The organism is Pseudomonas sp. Mb7 (assembly GCF_054790525.1).
The window spans coordinates 4,388,220-4,408,076 of record NZ_CP186501.1 but is presented as its reverse complement, the minus strand read 5'-3'; the positions used below and the strand labels follow the sequence as shown (position 1 = coordinate 4,408,076).

Here is a 19,857-nt window from a genome sequence, read left to right as displayed (position 1 = left end):
AGATGTTGGATAAATTGCAGAAGGCATTCTGGAAAGCCCTGACCCCGGATCTGGTGGTGGACACACCCGAAGTCCCCGCCGAGCCGTGCGCCGGATTGAGCGCCGCCATCGTCGCGGCGCTGGGCGGTGTGGATAATCTCCAGTCACAGCAACCGCTGGCGTTGACGCGGGTGCGGGTAGTATTGCGTGATGTGTCGGGTATCGATCAACAGGCGTTGAGCGCCGCCGGGGTCGCGGGCGTGATGCCCTTGGAGGATGGTGTCGTGCACCTGATTACCGGGCTGCGACCTTAAGCCGGTCAAGGGCATGCGGCCTCAGGTCGCCCTTACTGTTTCTCAACCGCAGGTGTATCGTATTCGCCTTTTGCAGGCTTTCAGGGCCTGTCGCTGATACGTGAGGTAGTTGAGTTCATGTCCTTTACCCGTCGCCAAATCCTCGGTGGCCTGGCCGGTCTTGTTGTCGTTGGTGTCGGTGCGGGGGGCGCGTCGCGGTATTGGCTGGGAAAAATGGCCGACGCCGAGGCGGGCCACGACTATGAGCTGATCGCCGCACCGCTGGACGTCGAGCTGGTGCCGGGGCACAAGACCGAGGCCTGGGCATTTGGTCCGTCGGCGCCGGGCACCGAGTTGCGGGTGCGTCAGGGTGAATGGCTGCGGGTGCGTTTCATCAACCATCTGCCGGTAGCGACGACCATTCACTGGCACGGCATTCGTCTGCCGCTGGAAATGGACGGTGTGCCGTACGTGTCGCAGCTGCCGGTGTTGCCGGGCGAGTACTTCGATTACAAATTCCGCGTGCCGGATGCCGGTAGCTACTGGTATCACCCGCATGTCAGCAGCAGCGAAGAGCTCGGGCGCGGCTTGGTCGGGCCATTGATCATCGAAGAGCGCGAGCCGACCGGTTTCAAGTACGAAAAGACTTTGAGCCTGAAAAACTGGCACATCGATGACGAAGGCAATTTCGTCGAGTTCAGTATTCCCCGTGAAGCGGCTCGTGGCGGTACGGCGGGGCGGTTGTCGACCATCAACGGCGTGCCGAACCCGGTGATCGAACTGCCGGCCGGGCAGATCACCCGGGTGCGCTTGCTCAACCTCGACAACACGTTGACTTACCGCATCAACATTCCCGGCGTCGAAGCGCAGATCTATGCGCTGGACGGCAACCCGGTCGAACCGCGGCCGCTGGGCAAGGAATACTGGCTGGGCCCGGGCATGCGTATCTGTCTGGCGATCAAGGCGCCGGCAGCGGGTGAAGAATTGTCGCTGCGCAACGGCCCGGTGCGTCTGGGCACGCTGCGTTCAGTGGCCAATAACGATGCGCCGACTGACTGGCCGAAAGCGCTGCCGGCCAATCCGGTGGCGGAGCCGGACCTGGCCAATGCCGAGAAACTCAACTTCAATTTCGAGTGGGTCGGTTCGGTATCGGTCAACGTCGACAACGGCAGGCCGCCGAGCCTGTGGCAGATCAACGGCAAGGCCTGGGACATCACCGACAAGACCTGCGCCGACCGGCCGATTGCCAGTCTGAAACTGGGGCAGAGCTACATCTTCGAATTGAAGAACATGACCCAGTATCAGCACCCGATCCACCTGCACGGCATGAGTTTCAAGGTGATTGCGTCGAACCGGCACAAGATCATTCCGTATTTCACCGACACCTATCTGCTGGGCAAGAACGAGCGCGCGCAAGTGGCGCTGGTGGCCGATAATCCGGGGGTGTGGATGTTCCACTGCCACGTGATCGATCACATGGAAACCGGCCTGATGGCCGCCATCGAGGTGAAGTGATGCGCCAGATTCGCCCTGCGGCAATTATCGACCGCAGCCGTGATCGCGATTTCATGCGCGAAGCGCTGCTCCTCGCCGCACAAGGCGCAGCCCTCGGCGAAGTGCCGGTGGGCGCGGTGCTGGTGCAGGACGGCGAGATCATCGGTCGCGGTTTCAATTGCCCGATCAGCACCAGCGACCCGAGTGCCCACGCGGAAATGGTCGCCATTCGCGAGGCCGCGCAGGCGGTGGATAACTATCGTCTGCCGGGTAGCACGCTGTATGTGACGCTGGAGCCGTGCAGCATGTGCGCCGGTTTGATCGTGCATTCGCGGGTGGCGCGGGTGGTGTATGGCGCGCTGGAACCGAAAGCGGGGATTGTGCAGAGCCAAGGGCAGTTTTTTACCCAGGCTTTTCTCAACCATCGAGTGCTGTATGAAGGCGGGGTTTTGGCCGAAGAGTGTGGCGCCGTGCTGACCGAATTCTTCCGTGCTCGCCGCGCAAAAAGCCCCTCACCCTAACCCTCTCCCGGGGGGAGAGGGGACTGACCGAGCTGGATGGGCCAAGTCCGTCGACCTGAGATTCCGAGTCGAACTCAAGTCTTGAAAAGCTCAACGATCAGCCCCCTCTCCTTGGGGAGAGGGGACTGACCGAGCTGGATGGGCTAAGTCCGTCGACCTGAGATTCCGAGTCGAACTCAAGTTTTGAAAAGCTCAACGATCAGCTCCCTCTCCTTGGGGAGAGGGCTGGGGTGAGGGGTAGCCCCACCGCGGTGTTTGGGCGATTGGGTTACTTCTTGGCGACAATCACCGCCCGCATCGGCGCCGGCAAGCCTTCGATGGTTTTGCTGTGGTCTTCGGGATCAAGGAAGTCGCTCAGCGACTGATACTTCATCCACTCAGTCCCGCGCTGTTCTTCAACCGTGGTTGTGCTCACGTCCACGCAGCGAATATCGGTGAACCCGGCACGGCGCAGCCACAACTCCAGCGCCGGCACCGACGGCAGGAACCACACATTACGCATCTGCGCATAACGGTCTTCCGGCACCAGCACCTGATGCTTGTCGCCTTCGACCACTAGCGTTTCCAGCACCAGTTCGCCACCCTTGACCAGGCAATCCTTCAGCGCCAGCAAATGCTCGATCGGCGAGCGACGGTGGTAGAACACGCCCATGGAAAACACCGTGTCGAAGCCTTCTAGGTTTGGCGGCAGGTCTTCGAACGGAAAGGGCAGGTGCCAGGCATTGGGTTCTGACAGATAACGCTGCACGGCCTGGAACTGGCAGAAGAACAGCCAGTTCGGGTCAACACCGATCACACTGTTCGCGCCGGCACCGAGCATGCGCCACATGTAATAACCGTTGCCGCAACCGACATCGAGGATGCGTTTGCCCTTCAAGTCGAGGTGCGGAGAGACACGCGACCACTTCCAGTCCGAACGCCATTCGGTGTCGACGTGCACACCAAACAAGTCGAACGGCCCTTTGCGCCACGGCGACAGGCCCATCAACGCGGTGTGCATCTGCGCGCGGGTTTCATCGTCGCAATCGGTGTCGAGTTTCAGACCGTTGAGCAGGTCGACTTCGCTCGGCTGGATTTTCGGCAGGGCATCCAGCGCACTTTGCCAGCGCTCCAGGTCGCCGTGACCTTTCTCCATTTTCTTGTCGAGTTGCGCTTGCAGAGTGTTGGCCCATTCGGCCAGCGGTGTGCCGGCCAGACGGCGGGCGAGGGGAGACAGATCAATCATGGCAAGGCAATCAACGAGGCAAAGTTAAGACACTGGAACCACGGCACGACTTTCGAGAACCCGGCGGCCAGCAGGCGTTCGCGGTGTTCTTCGAGGCTGTCGGGCTTCATGACGTTTTCGATGGCGCTGCGCTTCTGGGCGATTTCCAGTTCGCTGTAGCCGTTGGCGCGTTTGAAGGCGACATGCAGATCGGTGAGCAGCGCGTGTTCTTCGGCATCGTTGAAGCGCAGCTTCTCCGAGAGGATCAGCGCGCCGCCCGGCAGCAGCGATTGGCGAATGCGCGAGAGCAACGCCGTGCGCTGATCGGGGGCGATGAATTGCAGGGTGAAGTTCAGCGCCACCACCGAGGCGGGCTGGAAGTCGAGGGCGAGAATGTCGCCTTCGATCACTTCGACCGGCAGCAACTCCTGGAACATCGAGTCCTGACCGTTGAGGTATTCGCGGCAGCGCTCAACCATCGCTGCCGAGTTATCCACAGCGATTACCCGGCAACCGTCGGTGCGCACGTGGCGACGCAGGGCTTGAGTGACAGCGCCCAAGGACGAGCCGAGGTCGTAGAGCACGCTGTTCGGCTGGGCGAACTGCGCGGCGAGCACGCCGAGGTTTTCGACGATGGTCGGGTAACCCGGCACCGAGCGCTTGATCATGTCCGGGAACACCCGCACCACGTCTTCATTGAAGGCGAAGTCGGGCACCTGGGCCAAAGGCTTGGCGAAAATACGATCGGGTTCTTTGCTCACGGCGGTTCCGGCGGTGTAAATGGAAAGGCCGGCATTTTAGCCAAAAGGGCGCGGGGATGCTTGGGTTGTCTGATAAAGCGTTTTTTTGCCGGTGATCGTTCCCACGCTCTGCGTGGGAATGCCGCCCCGGACGCTCCGCGTCCCTGCGCAAATGACGCAGAGCGTCACAGGATGCATTCCCACGCGGAGCGTGGGAACGATCAGATTCGTTTAGTCTGGGAGAAAGCGGAGGCGGCGATGCCCCATTGGCCCAGCCAGTAGCTGAGGATGATGACGTACGGCGCGGCGTGGAATGGCGATACAAAGCGATCGATGCCAATCACGCTGTCAGAGAACACAAACGCCACTGCACCGCCCGCCGCCAGCAACGCCGAACGTTTCGGCACATCGGTGCCGAGACGAGCAAGCGCGCGCCAGAGCATCGCGCTGATTGCCGTGCCATAGACAATCACCGGTACTAGCAACGGCCCGAGTCCGCTGGAAATGAGCATCCCCAGCAACACCGCGCCAACACCGAGAGCAAGCACCAGCGGCAACACCGCCAGACGCTTGCAGTCACTCAGATAAGCCTTCAGATAAGCCAGGTGTGCGACCAGAAACGCACCGAGGCCAAACACGAACAAATCCCCCGGCCAAGCGAGCAACACATCACCCAGCAACGAGAAAATCAGGCCGAGACTGATCCAGCGCCGATAGTCGCTGGGTGGCGCATCGTGCAGCCAGCCGAGCAGCGCCAGCACCGGCAACGGTTTGACCAACAGACACAGTAACGCCGCGTGGGTGCTGACACCGTAGAGAAACGTCACCGCGCCCATCAGCGCCAGAATCAGCCAGCCCACGATCAGTTCACCGAAATGGCGCAGTCAAAGGTTTCCACGGGCAGCACTTCCGGTGCCCATGGCTGTTGCGAGGTCAGGCGCAGACGCCCGGTGCCGGGGGCAAATGCTTGAAAGCGCCAGGTCGATACGCCCGCCGCGCCGACGACGCCGGCGTCTTCCGGATTGCTGTAGACCTCGGGGCTGAGTGCACGCAATACGCCGCCAGCCGAATCCTGAATGGCCCAGCGATAGCCGGTGGTCGGGTTGCTTGGCAGCATGATGATGAGGTTTTGCCCGTTAGTCAGCCGTACGGGGCATTCGCTTTGTTTTTCCACGGTCACGTTGTGTTTCGGTTGTGTGGCGCAGGCGGCCAGCAACGAAAGGGCGAGGGGGACAAACAGGCGAGTGGGGGACATAAGGTCAGAGGCTCCGGCGTTTACGACGAACGGCGAGCATAACTGAAGATGAGACAAAGTGTGACAACGCCAAGCCCTCACCCTAACCCTCTCCCAGAGGGAGAGGGGACTGACCGAGGTGTCTTGTGTAATACATCGACCTGAAAGACCGAGTCGATTATGGATTCAGCGAAGTACTTTCAGGTCGGTGTAACTCTGCAATATTCCGCAATTAGCTCCTTCTCCCTCCGGGAGAGGGTTGGGGTGAGGGGTTTTCTGTCAGAACAATACCTTCGCTACATCGGCAAACTTCTTCGCGAAATGCACCGTAATGCCTTCCTTCAGATAATCCGGCAATTCCTCAAAATTGCCCCGGTTCGGCTCAGGCAGAATCAACTCGAAAATCTTCTGCCGGCGCGCCGCAATCACCTTCTCGCGCACCCCGCCAATCGGAAGTACATGCCCAGTCAGGGTCAATTCGCCGGTCATCGCTACACCTTTCTTCGGCGGCTGATTGCGTGCGAGCGAGAGCAGGGCGCTGGCCATGGTCACGCCGGCGCTCGGACCGTCCTTGGGTGTCGCGCCTTCCGGTACGTGCAGGTGGACGAAGGCTTCGTCGAAGAACTTCGCGTCGCCGCCGAATTGTTTCAGGTGCGAGCTGACGTAGCTGTAGGCGATCTCCGCCGACTCCTTCATCACATCACCCAGTTGCCCGGTGAGTTTGAAGCCACGGTTAAGCGTATGAATCCGCGTGGCTTCGATCGGCAACGTCGCGCCGCCCATGCTGGTCCATGCCAGACCGGTAATCACGCCAGTACCGGACAGCACTTGTTCGTTGCGAAACACGGGATGGCCGAGTGACGCTTCGAGGTCTTTCGGCCCGAGTTTGATCACCGCTTTCGGCTCGTCGATCAGCTTCATCACCGCTTTGCGCACCAGTTTGCCCATTTGCTTTTCCAGCTGACGCACGCCGGCTTCACGGGCGTAACCGTCGATCAAGGCTTTGAGCGCGGAGTCGCTGATGCTCAGGCTGCCCTTGGACACGCCGGCCTTTTCCAGCAGTTTCGGCCACAGGTGACGCTTGGCGATGGCGACTTTTTCTTCAGTGATGTAGCCCGACAGGCGAATCACTTCCATGCGGTCAAGCAATGGGCCGGGGATTGAATCCAGAGTGTTGGCGGTGCACACGAAGAGGACTTTCGACAGGTCCATGCGCAGGTCGAGGTAGTGGTCGAGGAATTCGACGTTCTGCTCCGGGTCGAGGGTTTCCAGCAGCGCCGAGGCCGGGTCGCCCTGGTAGCTCTGGCCCATCTTGTCGATTTCATCGAGCATGATCACCGGGTTCATCACCTCGACGTCTTTCAACGCCTGCACCAGTTTGCCCGGCTGCGCGCCGATGTAGGTGCGGCGGTGGCCCTTGATCTCGGCTTCGTCGCGCATGCCGCCGAGGCTGAAGCGGTAGAACGGCCGGCCGAGTGATTCAGCGATGGATTTGCCGACGCTGGTTTTACCCACGCCTGGCGGGCCGACCAGCAGCACGATGGAGCCGCTGATCTCGCCTTTATAAGCACCCACGGCGAGGAACTCGAGGATGCGATCCTTGATGTCGTCGAGGCCAGCGTGGTGTTTGTCGAGGATTTTGCGCGCGTGCTTGAGGTCGAGTTTGTCCTCGCCGTAGACGCCCCACGGCACTGACGTCGCCCAGTCGAGGTAATTACGGGTGACCGCGTACTCGGGCGAACCGGTCTCGAGGATCGACAGCTTGTTCATTTCCTCTTCGAGGCGCTTCTGCACTTGCGCTGGCAGGACTTTGCCTTCCAGGCGTTGCTCGAACTGTTCAAGATCGGCGCTGCGGTCGTCCTTGGTCAAGCCAAGTTCCTGCTGAATGACCTTGAGTTGTTCCTTGAGGAAGAACTCGCGCTGATGCTCGCCGATCTTGCGGTTAACTTCCGCCGAAATCTCTTTTTGCAGGCGCGCGACTTCGACTTCCTTGCGCAGCATCGGCAGGACTTTTTCCATGCGCTTGAGCATCGGCACGCAGTCGAGCACTTCTTGCAGTTCGGGGCCGGTGGCCGAGGTCAGCGCGGCGGCGAAGTCGGTCAGCGGCGACGGGTCGTTGGGGCTGAAGCGGTTGAGGTAGTTCTTCAGCTCTTCGCTGTACAGCGGGTTGAGCGGCAGCAGTTCTTTGATCGCGTTGATCAGCGCCATGCCGTAAGCCTTGACCTCGTCGGTCGGCTCGGTGGGCTGGTGCGGGTATTCAACCTCCACCAGATACGGCGGGCGGTGGTGTTTCAGCCAGGTCTTGATGCGCACGCGGCTCAGGCCTTGGGCGACGAATTGCAGTTTGCCGTTCTCGCGGCTGGCGTGGTGGACTTTGACCAGCGTGCCGTATTGCGGCAGGGCGCCGGTGTCGAAGTGGCGCGGGTCTTCCTGGGGCGTGTCCATGAAGAACAGGGCCAGGGAATGGTGTTCGGATTTGCTGACCAGTTCGAGGGTTTCAGCCCAGGGCTCTTCGTTGACGATGACTGGCAGGACTTGCGCCGGGAAGAACGGGCGATTGTGGATCGGGATGATGTAGACCTTGTCCGGCAGGTTCTGGCCGGGCAGGGCAAGGCCTTTGCCGGAAGACGTGTGTTCGATGTGTTCGGCTTCGGTGTAGTCGTCGGGGTTTTCCGGGAATTCTTGCTGGTCGCTCATGGGGCACCTGCGCAATGGAGTATGGGTCTTAGATGGGGCAGGCCTTGGGTGGTTTCAATGGGGGGCGATGTTTCTGCTTGTGTGTTCAGGGTTTTGACAGGGTTTCTCTGCACTTGGCGATCGTTGTTTCCATCTGAACGCCACCCGAAACACGCTCGCTGAGACATTGGCCTGCGCTATTGCTGTAAGGCGCAGAGCGGTGGCATCCGGGCTATAAAAAACCACCGGGCCGTCAAGCCCGGTGGTGGTTGGCAATGCGCAGGTCAGACCTGACGGTTATTTCACCTCGGTCAATTTCAGATCACTGACCAGCATATCGATCAAGGTCCCCAGGTATTTGAAACGCTCATCTTTTTTCTCCCAGCGATCAATGAAAAACAAGCCGTGGTCATTGACCTGAATCGGTGTCTCAACGATGTCGCCGGACCTGGATTTATGCACCAGACGGAGCTCGCCCGTATCCGTATTTTCGATCATGAACATCCCGGGTCGGGTCAGTTTGCTGCGCTCGACGGCCGGCGTCAGGGCTGGTTTTTTCTTTCCGGCGACGGCCACTTCCAACAGGAAATCGCTGCGCAAGGCCCGGCTATTGGTTCCGCGCTCGCTGGCCACCGCTCTCCAGGTCCCGCGATGGATATCTCTGGCCAGTTCCGGAGCGGTGTCGCGTACGTGGAGACTGACCGCCGAGAGCGTATCCGCCAGACCCGGCACACCCAGGTTGTAGTTGGTGTGGGCATTGCCGATGAGGGCCACCCACTTGTGCGGCCCATGTGCCAGTTGGTCGGCATCGATCACATGGGTGGCGAAATAGCTGAACATCTCGTTTCGCGAGATATCTTCGTTAAACACACCCTTGAGGTGGTAAGACGCCGTGCAATCGAGGGCCCTGATACGGACTTTGTACTTGGCCGCCGCCTGGAGGACCTCTGTGTAGGTATCGTTACCGTTATAGGTCGGCATTTGGCCACGGTCCTGAACGCGCAGGTAATTCTTCAGTCTGTCCGGCATGCGCTGTGTCCGAAAAAAAGTATCCAGATCGGCCTGGTGCAAATCGGTGAACAGATGTTCCACGTAGAGCGTGTCATACCCGGCTTGCTTGAGCGCCTTCATGTACTTTTTCAGCAGCGCTTTGCTCGATACGTGGCTATGGGCCTCACCGATCAGCAGGTTCAAGCGGCCGTCGGCCAGCAGCTGCAAAAACGCCTCGAACGTGGTGTCTGAGGTGAGCGTCGGCAGCGTGGCCGCTTCGGGGGGCGTGTAGTAAGTAAATGCGTCCCTGGCCTTTTTCTCCAGACGTTTGCGGTGGGCGATGAACGCGTCGAACGCCTTTTTTTCACTCGGTACGGTCGGGCTGTAGCGTGAATCCATGGCGTAGGGTTGATGCAACATTTGCGCAATATCGTCGCGCATCGAGGGCGGGATATCGTACTCGCTGAAATGCTCGACAACGGGGGTAATCGCTGCTGGCCTGGAGACGGGCTGAGGCGCCTTGTACGCCGTCGGCCATTGCACACGATAATCGCCCTTGGCGGCCGAATCCCCGGCGATTGCCCCGGCTGAATCGAGGCCGATACGTGCCGCCTGACCCTCTGCGACATCCTCCACGCGCACGGCGACAGCCGCGTGCAAGTCGGCCAGGCCGGGGGTGTTGTCGAAGGTGGACATGCGTGATTGTTCGGTGAGGATCACCCAGCGCTCATCAGGCGCGTCGGCGATATCGGCGGCCAGCGTCTTGTGCGAATAGAAATTCCTCAGGCTGTTGCTGCGAGGGGTCAATGGCGAGACCTCGTCCAGTACCAGCGCGCCTTCCAGTTTGTAGCTGGTCGAAGCATCCAGCGCATGGATTTTCAGGCCCTTTTCGCGAGCGGTACGCACCAGTGCCAGATAGGAAAATGGCGCGTCCTGCTCATGGCCCAGCGCACGGTCGACGGCTTCAAGATGTTTTTCGATGTGTTTCCAGGATTTTCCCTTGTTCATTTTTTCCAGCTTCGCCTTGAAGACATCCGCTGCCAGGTATTCCACGTAAAGTCGCTTGAAGCCACTTTCAACGAGGGTGTCCAGATGATTGATCAGCAGTTGTTTGCTGGCGATCGAACCGGGCTGGGCGCCGATCACCAGATTCTTCCCTTTGACCGCGTCACTGGCGATCAACTGTGTAAATGACAAGTCGTCGGCGATCGGCGGGACTTGGGCGCGGGCTGGCAGCGCGGTAAGGTCAGCGAAATGCGCGGCGGCGTCTTTGCTGAGCTTTTCGACCTGTTTCAGGTAGGCGGTGCGTGTCGAGGCGAGGCGTTCCACGACCCCGACAAGGATCAAGCGGGGATCGGTGCCCATGTAGTCTTGACTGCTAAGGAGGGTGTTTTCCCGGGTTTGCGGATTCATCACCGTTTCGATGCGCTGGCGGTATTTGGGCTCGACGCCATAGATCTTGTGCGGACCGTCTGGCTCTGGCACGGCCTCGTACTTCGGCGCACCGCCGGACACGCCGGCGCGCACCATCACCCCGTCGGAATTGCGCACGGCGAGAATGCCGCTCGAGAGGGGGGCGCCGAATTCCGGGTTGTTCAGATAGAGCACATGACGACCGAGTAAGTCGGCATTTTCCCGGATGTAGTACACCTGGCCTCTGAAAAACACCGCACTCATTTCATTCCGCTTGGGGCCAGGTTCCACTTGTTCGATCACGGTCATGACATCGCGTTGTTCGTTGAGGGCGCTGGCGATGCTCTGTCGCAAAGGCCGGCGCACAGTTTTGAGCGAACGCAGCGCCGGACGCAGGTCGGTCAGCAACGCGCCGACACTGTTGAACAGATAACCGACCAGGTGCTGGAACGCTTCGCCGTGGTCACCCTGACGGTACGCGTGCAGCACGAGCATGGCGTCCTTGAACGCCAGGAGCAGGCCGGTGCTCAGGCTCAGCAGCGGGAACGGCGCCGTGGCAATGGCGGTGATCCATTCGATACTGTTCCAGACCAGACCGGCGATCATCTCGGCACGGCTGGTGGTGGTGGCGTTAACGTCGTCGATACGACGTTGCAACTTCATGTCGTAAAGGACAGTGCGCAGGTCACTGACCGCCGCGACCGCGCGGGTCGAGTCGTAGCGTGCAGGGCTGGGTGTGGTTTTATTGAGGTCTTTGGGCAGCCCTTTCTTGATGTTTTCAAGGTATGTGCGAACCCGGGTCCGGGCGCTGACGTCGACGCGCAACGTCAGGTATTCGAGCATGCCGGACTGCTGCTGAAGCAGGTAATTGAACAGCCGCGCTTCGCGGAAAGCGACGCCGTCGGGCGCCTCGGGGGTGTAGAGCAGAACCGGGTTGGCGCCATGGCTGAACAGCCACGCATCGAGCACCCATTCGCCGTCGATCATCAAACGGTGGAGCGGATAGGTCGTGCGCATGGAGCCGGAAGTTTCAGCCATGCTGTCGATACTCTGCTCCAGCCATTGCAGATCATGGCTGGCGATATGGCCCTGCAGCTGGCATTCCAGCGCGGCGTTTTTCATCTGGCGCTGGGTAATGGCCAGGGTCGTGTTGCGCCGGAAGTCATAGCCTTCGCTCGTCGAACTTTGCAGTTCAGCCTTGACCTTGTCGATGTAGCGTTGGCCGATCCAGACACCGGTGACCGAGCGTGCGACATTCTGTGCGGTCAGACTGCTGATATCGATGCCCTGCGGGCCTCTGAAGCGCGCCGAGCGGGAAAATTTCTCATCGAGAAAACCGACGCCGTCGGCGTAGCCATCGCGATACAGCGTGGTGTAGTTCAGAGGTTTTGGCGTCCACGAGCGCACGATGGCGGTCGGCGAGTAAGCCCAGACGGTATCCGGATCGACATCGTTGGTGGTGCGCTTGAGCAAGCGGTTCAAGCTGATTTTGGCTTGCTCGTGCACGTAGTCATCAAACGCCGGAAAGCGACTGCCCGACAAGGCATGCTTGTTGAACGCGCGCAAGGCGCCTTCGGCGTCTTCACTCAGGGTCGTCAGCTTTCGGCGGTTGGCAGCCGTGGTGGAGCGATACCACAGCGGTGTACTGAAGTCATAGTCGTCGATCCGTGTGGCGAGCACATGTTCAGCCATCGCGCGCAGGCAATCGGGATGACTGCCGGTGTGAGCGAACGTGACCTTTTGATGCTCCAGCGCCTCAGGTTTGAAACTCAGCCCGGCCAACACGTGGCGCAGCTTTGCGCGAAAGCGCATGGGCGCACGGCTGATCAGGTAGCCGGCCATGCTGTCGGCGGCATCACTGTGTTTGGCCCAGCCCAGCAGGTGGGTCTGGCATTCGCGCTCACTGTCGAAGGCCTGGAATTGTTGCGTTCGCGGCGCCTGTGGTGTGCACAGCAACAGCCGTTTGAGCGCGCCGCCGTCATCGTACTGGCGCAGCACCCAAAAATCTTGCAACTGGGCGCCGTGCAGCGACAGGGTGGCGGCGCGCAGGCGCGCATCGCTACCGTCACGCAGGCGCTGGATCAGTTGCAGGTCATTGTCGAGCAAGTGCCCTTGCAGCACCGCCGTGTGAGCGAGGGCGACGATACGTTTATCGAGCATCTGCTCGATGGCAGGTTTGATTGCGGGCCTGGCCTGCAGCTCATTTTGCAAGTGATTGAAGTCAATCCGAGGTTGCAGCTCTACGGCTTGCCTGATCAGCCACGCCGGCGTCACGTCAGCGTAGGCTGGCGGCAAAGGCGCGTCATCGTAGGTGAGGGTGGTGTACTTCAAAAACTCCGAACCCGGTAATTCATCGCCGGTGTGCGGGCCGCGCAAGGACAGCTCGAGCAGACTCGATTGATGCACATAAACGCCGTAGCCCGGCACTCGGCGATCGGTCGAAAGGCTTAACTTTGCCGGCTCGAGGTCGTCGATTTCCAGGTCTTCGCTCAGGCGCTCCAGCCATTGCTGGCGGGCCAGTGCCGTCAGACTGCCAGCCGGCTCCATCAAGTCGAGCAGGTCTTGCCGCGCCTGCTGGTAGTTGCGCAGATGCTGCGCCAGTGCGTCTTTTTGCGCGGTGCTGGCGCTTCGAAACCAGTCCGGTGCGCTGTAGTGCAGGTGGCGCTCGAACAAGGTTTGCGCGCGTAATTCCAGACGCGGCGTGAGATCCGGCAGGGCAGCGGCAATGGCGCGGTCCAGCGCGGTGAGCAATTGCCTGGGGTCTTGCTGAGGGTTTTCGGCGAAGCTCAAGGCGCGCTCGATATCCTGCGTGCGTTTTTCGATCAGCGCGTCGTAGGTGTGTTCGAACAACGGTCTGCTGTCGATTGGCGCGAGCAGCAGCGGCCAGATCCCTGCTGCGCCCACGGCGTGATAGCGCGTCGGCAACATGGACATGAACTCCTCGCTACCGCTGGCGTGGTTCAGCGATGTTCGCAGTTGGCTGTCGAGATCAGCAAGGGAGTTGAAGAATTCGATGCCTCTTGCGGGGGTAAACAGCAGGGCGAAACCCATGCTCTGGTCGGTCTGCAGGTCCTTGACGCGGCGAGTGTCTTTTTCCGTGACCACAAAGGCGCCGGCCAGCTCAACGGTGGTGTCTTGATAGCTGAACTGCAGCGCGTACATGGCCGGACGCAGCATCGGCACCGCATCGAGTTTTTGCAGCAGTTCGCCGGCTTGCGGGTGCAGCAGGCGGTCGGTGACGGCCTGTCTGGCTTCGTGGCCGATGGCGGTGAAGCCTGCGTCATATTTGAGGAAGGTTTTCGCTGGTTTATCGTCGATCCGGTCGCGCTGATCCATGTTGATCAGTTGGGTGGCCAGCCTGATTTTCAGGGTGGCGATCAGTTGTTTGCCTTCGTCGCTTTGCAGATCGCTGTTTTCCAGCGCCTGATACAGCTCGCGGCTGCGTTGCAGGTAGCTGGTGCGATAGGTTTTCAGTTGTTCGTCGAGGCGTTTCAGAAAGGCCTGTTCGGTACTCGGTTTTTGTTCGGGAAGCAGTGGGGTTGATGTATTGAACAGGTGATGGGCGATCGCGTTGAGATCGTTTTTGACCTCTTCGGCGGTGGGGGTTGCGGCGAGGTTCATGGGCATTTTTTCCATGCTGAGGGTGAGCGGCCAGCATGGCGAGGGGCAGTGGGGGGCGGGTGGTATATATGTATAGGGGGTTATTGGTCTGTCGATGTAGAGCTTGGGTTCGACTCGGTATTTCACGTCGGCATGCGTCTGCCCTGCACCTGTGATGGAGCGGCAGACGCACGTTTAACCCGACGAGTGAAATCCTGATCTGTTTGTTAGATAGGGGAAGTCAGCTCTTGGAGAAAAAAGTATCCGCTACCGGTGAGTTCACGTGTTTCATCACCGTGGCGTGCCTTACCGGAAAGTTGCAAATTATCGAGGGAGTATAAGTACAGGCCGCTATTGAGTTGACTTACAGAAATGTCGGAAGAGGATGTCACTTCATAGTCATAAGGCTGAATACCTCGTTCGGTCACGACATATTCAAGGTAGCCAGCGATTGCAGGATCCAGCAGCTTGCGAAGCGAGATGGAGATGGCTCGTAGGCTCGATGAACCGTGGTTATCTTCGAAAGAAAAATTGTAACCGCCGAGCTGGTTGACAGAGGTGGAAATGCTGGTTGTCGTGAAGCTGGTCAGATTAACCGGCGTACCGCCAATGGTGCCTTTTACATTAACGTTGAGAATACCGTTTACCCAAACTGCTGGGGATGCCTTTGGATGGGTCATGGGGTGCTTCCTGTGCCTGATTTTGGTTGGAGAAGGAAGTCTGATTGGGCGGGTGAAGACAGTGAACTGTCATATCTGACAGGTTTTTATACGTGTTCGCGATGAGCCTTCTTGATAGGAGTTATATGGCAGGCACAGTGTTGATCAAGTGCGGGGCAGGCTTGCTCGCGAAAGCACTGCGTCAGTCAGTCCAACTGCCGAATGCGCTGACGCCTTCGCGAGCAGGCTCGCTCCCACAGAGGGTTAGCTGTGTGATGGGGATTGGGGGATTTCGTGGTTATCCAGCACGCGGTTCACCGCCAGTTCGGCGAGCATGATGATTTGCTGGATGGCCAGAATCGTGCGCCGCTGCGGCAGGTCGATGTAGGCGGCGATGTCGCTGGTCATCAGGCTGGCCTGGGCCAGCGATTCGCAGGCGTGGACCAGCAGGCTTTCGCTGTCCTGTTCGGGGGCGACCTGGAACATGGTGCTGGGTTTGTGGAAGCGCAGGGTGAGCGCGTTCGGTTTGAGGTAGTGGTCGAGGGCGCGTTCGGCGGCTTCGTGGAATCGCTTCGAATCGGGGGATTCGTAGGGAGAGGTGTCGTTGTTTTCGGGCGGATTGGGTGTTGGCTTTTTCATGGTGAAACTCCGAATGATAAGTGGGGCTGTCACTCTCAATCACCGCGACGCGACGGAGGGTGGCAGCTGTACGCGGGTTCGCGGACCGAGCCATTCGGCAATCTCGGCATACCCGAAGGTATCCCGCGCACAGCCACCATCAAACCAGACAACAAGCACCTGAGTGCTTCAGTTTGGGCTGGCGATTATGCATCAAATCGAATGAACTGCTCGGGCCGCGACGCCCGTTCGCTGAATTTGCAGCGACCCCACGAGCCTATCCAGCCGATTTCCGAGGCACAACCGACGCGACTTGTCGGAAAACTCCGCGCAATTTTCAACGTCTGTAGGACGAGCACATTTCCCACAGGCCAACACATTTCAACCTGTAGGAGCTGCCGAAGGCTGCGATCTTTTGATCTGGCTTTTAAAAACAAAGTCAAAAGATCGCAGCCTTCGGCAGCTCCTACATGGGGGATTGGCGTGCACAAAAAAGGCGATGCCTCTCGGGAGTCATCTTCAATCTGACGGTTAACTCATAGATCAAAATTCATTGCGGTTTATTTCGAACCGGTCTTGAACCCCTGTAATTTCTGACAGTAGACACATTGCCCGGTCGACCCGAAATTACCCAAGCGCCTTTGGGCAGAACGGCACATGCCAATTTACGGACTTCAAGGAATCCAACCATGAGTTATGCCGATACGAATTACCAAGGCTTCACTATTCGCGAATACTCCTCCGACACCCCAGGTCTGCGATATCGGGTGGTCTATAGCGCAACAGAGGAGAGTTTGTTGCTTGAGACCCGCAAACACGCCGAGCAACTGATCATTGAGCGATTGCAGCGGATGAAAAGTGGAGGCAAAGCTTTTTGAATCGGCCGGGCTAACGCTCACCTTGTGCAGGAGCTGCGGCAGCTCCCGCACAAGGTGAGTTGTCAGGTATTTGCGGGGATTTCGTGGTTATCCAGCACGCGGTTCACCGCCAGTTCGGCGAGCATGATGATTTGCTGGATGGCCAGAATCGTGCGCCGCTGCGGCAGGTCGATGTAGGCGGCGATGTCGCTGGTCATGAGGCTGGCCTGGGCCAGCGATTCGCAGGCGTGGACCAGCAGGCTTTCGCTGTCCTGTTCGGGGGCGACCTGGAACATGGTGCTGGGTTTGTGGAAGCGCAGGGTCAGGGCGTTGGGTTTGAGGTCGTGGTCGAGGGCGCGTTCGGCGGCTTCGTGGAATCGCTTCGAGCCGGGGAATTCGTAGGGGGTGGTGTCTTCGGTTTCGGGCGGATTGGGTGTTGGCTTTTTCATGGTGAATACTCAGTTGGTGAAAGTGGAGCTGCCTTCGATTGCCGCGACGCAATCTGAGGTGGCAGCTGTACGCGGGTTCGCGGACCGATAACTGAGAAATCGGCATACCTCCAAGAAGGTATCCCGCGCACAGCCGCCATGACACAGACAAACAGCACCGAGGTGCCGTCAGGTTGGCGATTATGCATCAGTTATCGGGCCGCGACGCCCGTTCGCTGAATTTGCCGCGCCCCCCCGAGCCTATCCAGCCGATTTCCGAGGCACAACCGACACGACTTGTCGGAAATCTCCCTGCAACTCCCAGCATCTGTAGGACAAGAACAATTCCTACAACCAACGCTGATCAAACTGTGGGAGCTGGCTTGCCAGCGATGGCGTTCTTCCAGCCGGCATATGTGCCGGCTGACCCGACGCTATCGCTGGCAAGCCAGCTCCCACAGGTTTCTCCAGAGGATTCAAAATTGGCAGGCACAAAAAAGGCGATGTCCCTTGCGGGGCATCGCCTTTGTTTTACCGCCGCTAAAACTTATTCCGGCAGTTTGTACGCAATCACATAGTCACCCATCTTGGTGCCCAGCGAGCCATGACCGCCGACAACCAGCAGCACGTATTGCTTGCCGTCCTTGCCGGTGTAGGTCATCGGTGTCGCTTGACCACCCGCCGGCAGACGCGATTTCCACAGCTCTTTACCGCTGTTCACGTCGTACGCGCGCAGGTACTGGTCGAGGGTGCCGCTGAGGAAGCCGACGCCGCCAGCCGTGACCATCGAACCGCCCATGCTCGGCACACCCAGGGTGAAACCGATCGGGATGGGCGAGCTGTCGCGGCTGGTGCCGTTTTTACGTTTCCACACGACTTTGCTGGTGGTCAGGTCGATACCGGCAACGTAGCCCCAGGCCGGAGCCTGGCACGGTACGCCGAATGGCGACATGAACGGGTGCATGATCACCGCGTATGGCGCGCCGGTGTTTGGCTGCACACCAGCGGTTTCGCTTTCGCGTTTGCTGCCGGCGGCGACTTGCTCGCGTGGCACCATTTTCGAAACGAAGGCCATGTAGTTCGGGCTGGTGAACAGCATTTGCCGAACCGGATCGACCGAGACGCCGCCCCAGTTGAACACGCCGACGTTACCCGGGTAGATCAGGCTGCCCTGTTCCGACGGCGGGGTGTACTGGCCTTCATAACGCAGTTCCTTGAACTGGATGCGGCACAGCATCTGGTCGAACGGGCTCGCGCCCCACATGGCTTTTTCGGTGAGTTCCGGGGCCAGCAGGTTGAGGTCCGAACGGGCCTGGGTCGGTGCGGTGTGGTCGCCTTTGACGGCGCCTTGCGGGACCGGGATTTCCTTGATCGGAATGATCGGCGTGCCGTCACGACGGTCGAGGACGTACAGGCTGCCCTGTTTGGTCGGAGCGATCAGCGCCGGTTTCACGCCGTCGGCGGTTTTCATGTCGAGCAGGGTTGGCTGGCTGCCAACGTCCATGTCCCACAGGTCGTGGTGGGTGAACTGGTAGTTCCAGCGCACTTTACCGGTGGCCAGGTCCAGAGCCACGATGCCGGCGCTGAATTTCTCGGCGCCCGGGGTGCGATCAGCGCCCCACTGGTCTGGGGTCTGGTTGCCCAGTGGCAGGTAAACCATGCCGAGTTTTTCGTCGACACTGGCCAGCGACCACATGTTCGCCGAGTTGCGGCTATAGGTTTCGCCCGGTGCCAAAGGCTCGGTGGCGTCAGGCTTGTCGCTATCCCAGTTCCATACGAGGTGACCGTCGCGCACGTCGAAAGCGCGGATCACGCCCGATGGCTCGTTGGTCGATTCGTTGTCGGTCACGTGACCGCCCATGATCACCAGATCACGAGTAATCGCCGCTGGCGAGGTGGAGTAGTAACCACCGGCGGTGAACGGGCCGATGCCTTGGGTCAGGTCAACCACACCGTTGTTGCCGAAGCCTTCGCAGATCTTGCCGGTGTCGGCGTTCAGGGCGATCAGGCGGGCATCAGCGGTGGGCAGGTACAGACGACGCGGGCAAGCCTGAGCAACGGCTTTGCCAGCTTCGGAAATTACCGCCGAGGCTGCGTTTTCAGTTTTGGCGTAAGCGGCTTCGTCGTAGTACGACACGCCACGGCAAGTCATGTGGGCGAAGCCTTTGAAGCCGACCGGGCTCTTGATCTGTGGGTCGAAGCGCCACAGTTCTTTGCCGGTGTCCGGGTCCAGGGCTAACACTTTGCTGTGCGCGGTGCAGGCATAGATCATGCCGTTGGCTTTCAGCGGAGTGTTTTCGTTGGTCAGCTCGACCGGGTCATCAGCGGTCGGCAAGTCACCGGTCTGGATGCGCCAGGCTTCTTGCAACTTGCCGACGTTGGCCGGAGTGATCTGCTTCAGTGGCGAGTAGCGGTCACCGAATTCGGTGCGGCCGTAGGCCTGCCAGTCGCCATCGGGCATGGCTGGCGCGGTGCTGGTGGTGTCCGCGGTGTCGCGGCCCAGTTCGCCGAAGGTTTCGCCCGGGTGGGTGAACAGGCTGGCCAGAGCGGTGACGCCGGCCAGTACCACAGCGACGGTCAGACCGCCAGTGCCCATCGGCGCCGGGCCGTTAAGCAGCAGCGGACGACGGAACCACGGCAGCAGCATGACGAAGCCGAGGACAAACCACAGGGCCAGGCGTGGCACCAGTTGCCACCAGTCCAGACCGACTTCCCACAGCGCCCAAACGGTGCTGGCAAACAGAACGATGGCGTACAGGCCCAGCGCCGCGCGACGGCGCATCAGCATCAGAATGCCGGACAGCGCGATGCCGATACCGGCCAGCAGGTAGTACAGCGAGCCGCCGAGCATGCTCAGCTTGACCCCACCGGCCAACATGGCCAGGCCCATCAGTAGAAGCAGAATGCCGAGCAGGCTCGGTAGCAGACGGCCCCGACTCGAAGCACTTTCGGTGCTCATAGTGTGATTCTCCGTGACGTTTATGTAGTCCCGCGCTGTAGTCACTTTAGATGACGATTTGGCACAGGCATGGTTCAGATAAAACTTGTCTAGCTAACGAATTTCTTTTTTGTAGGAGTGAGCCTGCTCGCGATGGCGGTGTTTCAGTCACTGGAGATGTCGCCTGAAACACCGCTATCGCGAGCAGGCTCA

Annotated in this window: 14 protein-coding genes; 4 read left to right on the top strand and 10 right to left on the bottom strand. The window is 59.7% G+C overall.

Going from position 1 to position 19,857, the window contains the following annotated elements:
- Positions 1–2: 2 nt before the first annotated feature.
- From ACOYXH_RS19760 to tadA, 3 genes are all read left to right on the top strand, one after another.
- Positions 3–293 (top strand): PTS transporter subunit EIIB, encoded by a 291-nt coding sequence (locus ACOYXH_RS19760; RefSeq protein ID WP_095048336.1) that lies wholly within the window; start codon positions 3–5, stop codon positions 291–293.
- A gap of 117 nt (positions 294–410) precedes the next feature.
- A complete protein-coding gene (locus ACOYXH_RS19755; RefSeq protein ID WP_095048335.1) occupies positions 411–1,787 on the top strand; it encodes a multicopper oxidase family protein in 1,377 nt (458 codons plus the stop codon).
- Positions 1,787–2,287 carry a tRNA adenosine(34) deaminase TadA gene (gene tadA, locus ACOYXH_RS19750; protein ID WP_258708774.1) on the top strand — a complete coding sequence of 167 codons (501 nt, stop codon included), beginning with the start codon at positions 1,787–1,789 and terminating at the stop codon, positions 2,285–2,287. Before ACOYXH_RS19755 ends, tadA begins: the two co-directional genes overlap by 1 nt.
- Before the next feature lie 268 nt (positions 2,288–2,555).
- Here tadA and cmoB read toward each other — a convergent pair whose 3' ends face one another.
- The 8 genes from cmoB to ACOYXH_RS19710 all read right to left on the bottom strand — a co-directional run bounded on the left by cmoB (position 2,556) and on the right by ACOYXH_RS19710 (position 15,442).
- The gene (gene cmoB / locus ACOYXH_RS19745; protein WP_258708773.1) at positions 2,556–3,512 is read right to left on the bottom strand and encodes a tRNA 5-methoxyuridine(34)/uridine 5-oxyacetic acid(34) synthase CmoB; all 957 of its coding nucleotides are present in this window, start codon (positions 3,510–3,512) and stop codon (positions 2,556–2,558) included.
- Positions 3,509–4,252: a carboxy-S-adenosyl-L-methionine synthase CmoA gene (gene cmoA / locus ACOYXH_RS19740; RefSeq protein ID WP_007916813.1), complete on the bottom strand. Its 744-nt coding sequence runs from the start codon at positions 4,250–4,252 to the stop codon at positions 3,509–3,511. Before cmoA ends, cmoB begins: the two co-directional genes overlap by 4 nt.
- A 200-nt stretch (positions 4,253–4,452) precedes the next feature.
- Positions 4,453–5,091: a lysoplasmalogenase gene (locus tag ACOYXH_RS19735; protein ID WP_176471311.1), complete on the bottom strand. Its 639-nt coding sequence runs from the start codon at positions 5,089–5,091 to the stop codon at positions 4,453–4,455.
- A 2-nt stretch (positions 5,092–5,093) separates the two neighbouring features.
- A complete protein-coding gene (locus tag ACOYXH_RS19730; RefSeq protein ID WP_093430626.1) occupies positions 5,094–5,486 on the bottom strand; it encodes a protease inhibitor I42 family protein in 393 nt (130 codons plus the stop codon).
- 258 nt (positions 5,487–5,744) lie between these two features.
- The gene (gene lon, locus ACOYXH_RS19725) at positions 5,745–8,162 is read right to left on the bottom strand and encodes an endopeptidase La (RefSeq protein ID WP_095125897.1); all 2,418 of its coding nucleotides are present in this window, start codon (positions 8,160–8,162) and stop codon (positions 5,745–5,747) included.
- 276 nt (positions 8,163–8,438) lie between these two features.
- Positions 8,439–14,165, bottom strand: coding sequence for a membrane-targeted effector domain-containing toxin (locus tag ACOYXH_RS19720; RefSeq protein ID WP_460409902.1), 5,727 nt, complete (start codon positions 14,163–14,165; stop codon positions 8,439–8,441).
- Between the two features lie 206 nt (positions 14,166–14,371).
- Positions 14,372–14,824: a hypothetical protein gene (locus tag ACOYXH_RS19715; protein ID WP_095048329.1), complete on the bottom strand. Its 453-nt coding sequence runs from the start codon at positions 14,822–14,824 to the stop codon at positions 14,372–14,374.
- Positions 14,825–15,067: 243 nt separating this feature from the next.
- Positions 15,068–15,442, bottom strand: coding sequence for a DUF6124 family protein (locus ACOYXH_RS19710; RefSeq protein WP_258708771.1), 375 nt, complete (start codon positions 15,440–15,442; stop codon positions 15,068–15,070).
- 668 nt (positions 15,443–16,110) lie between these two features.
- On the opposite strand from ACOYXH_RS19710, the gene ACOYXH_RS19705 reads away from it, so the two are divergent.
- On the top strand, positions 16,111–16,299 hold the full coding sequence (locus ACOYXH_RS19705; protein ID WP_320413466.1) for a hypothetical protein: 189 nt from the start codon (positions 16,111–16,113) through the stop codon (positions 16,297–16,299).
- A 62-nt stretch (positions 16,300–16,361) separates the two neighbouring features.
- Here the strand turns inward: ACOYXH_RS19705 and ACOYXH_RS19700 are convergent, their stop codons facing one another.
- A complete protein-coding gene (locus ACOYXH_RS19700) occupies positions 16,362–16,727 on the bottom strand; it encodes a DUF6124 family protein (protein ID WP_460409901.1) in 366 nt (121 codons plus the stop codon).
- A 526-nt stretch (positions 16,728–17,253) separates the two neighbouring features.
- The gene (locus ACOYXH_RS19695; RefSeq protein ID WP_095125894.1) at positions 17,254–19,665 is read right to left on the bottom strand and encodes a glucose/quinate/shikimate family membrane-bound PQQ-dependent dehydrogenase; all 2,412 of its coding nucleotides are present in this window, start codon (positions 19,663–19,665) and stop codon (positions 17,254–17,256) included.
- Positions 19,666–19,857 lie beyond the last annotated feature (192 nt).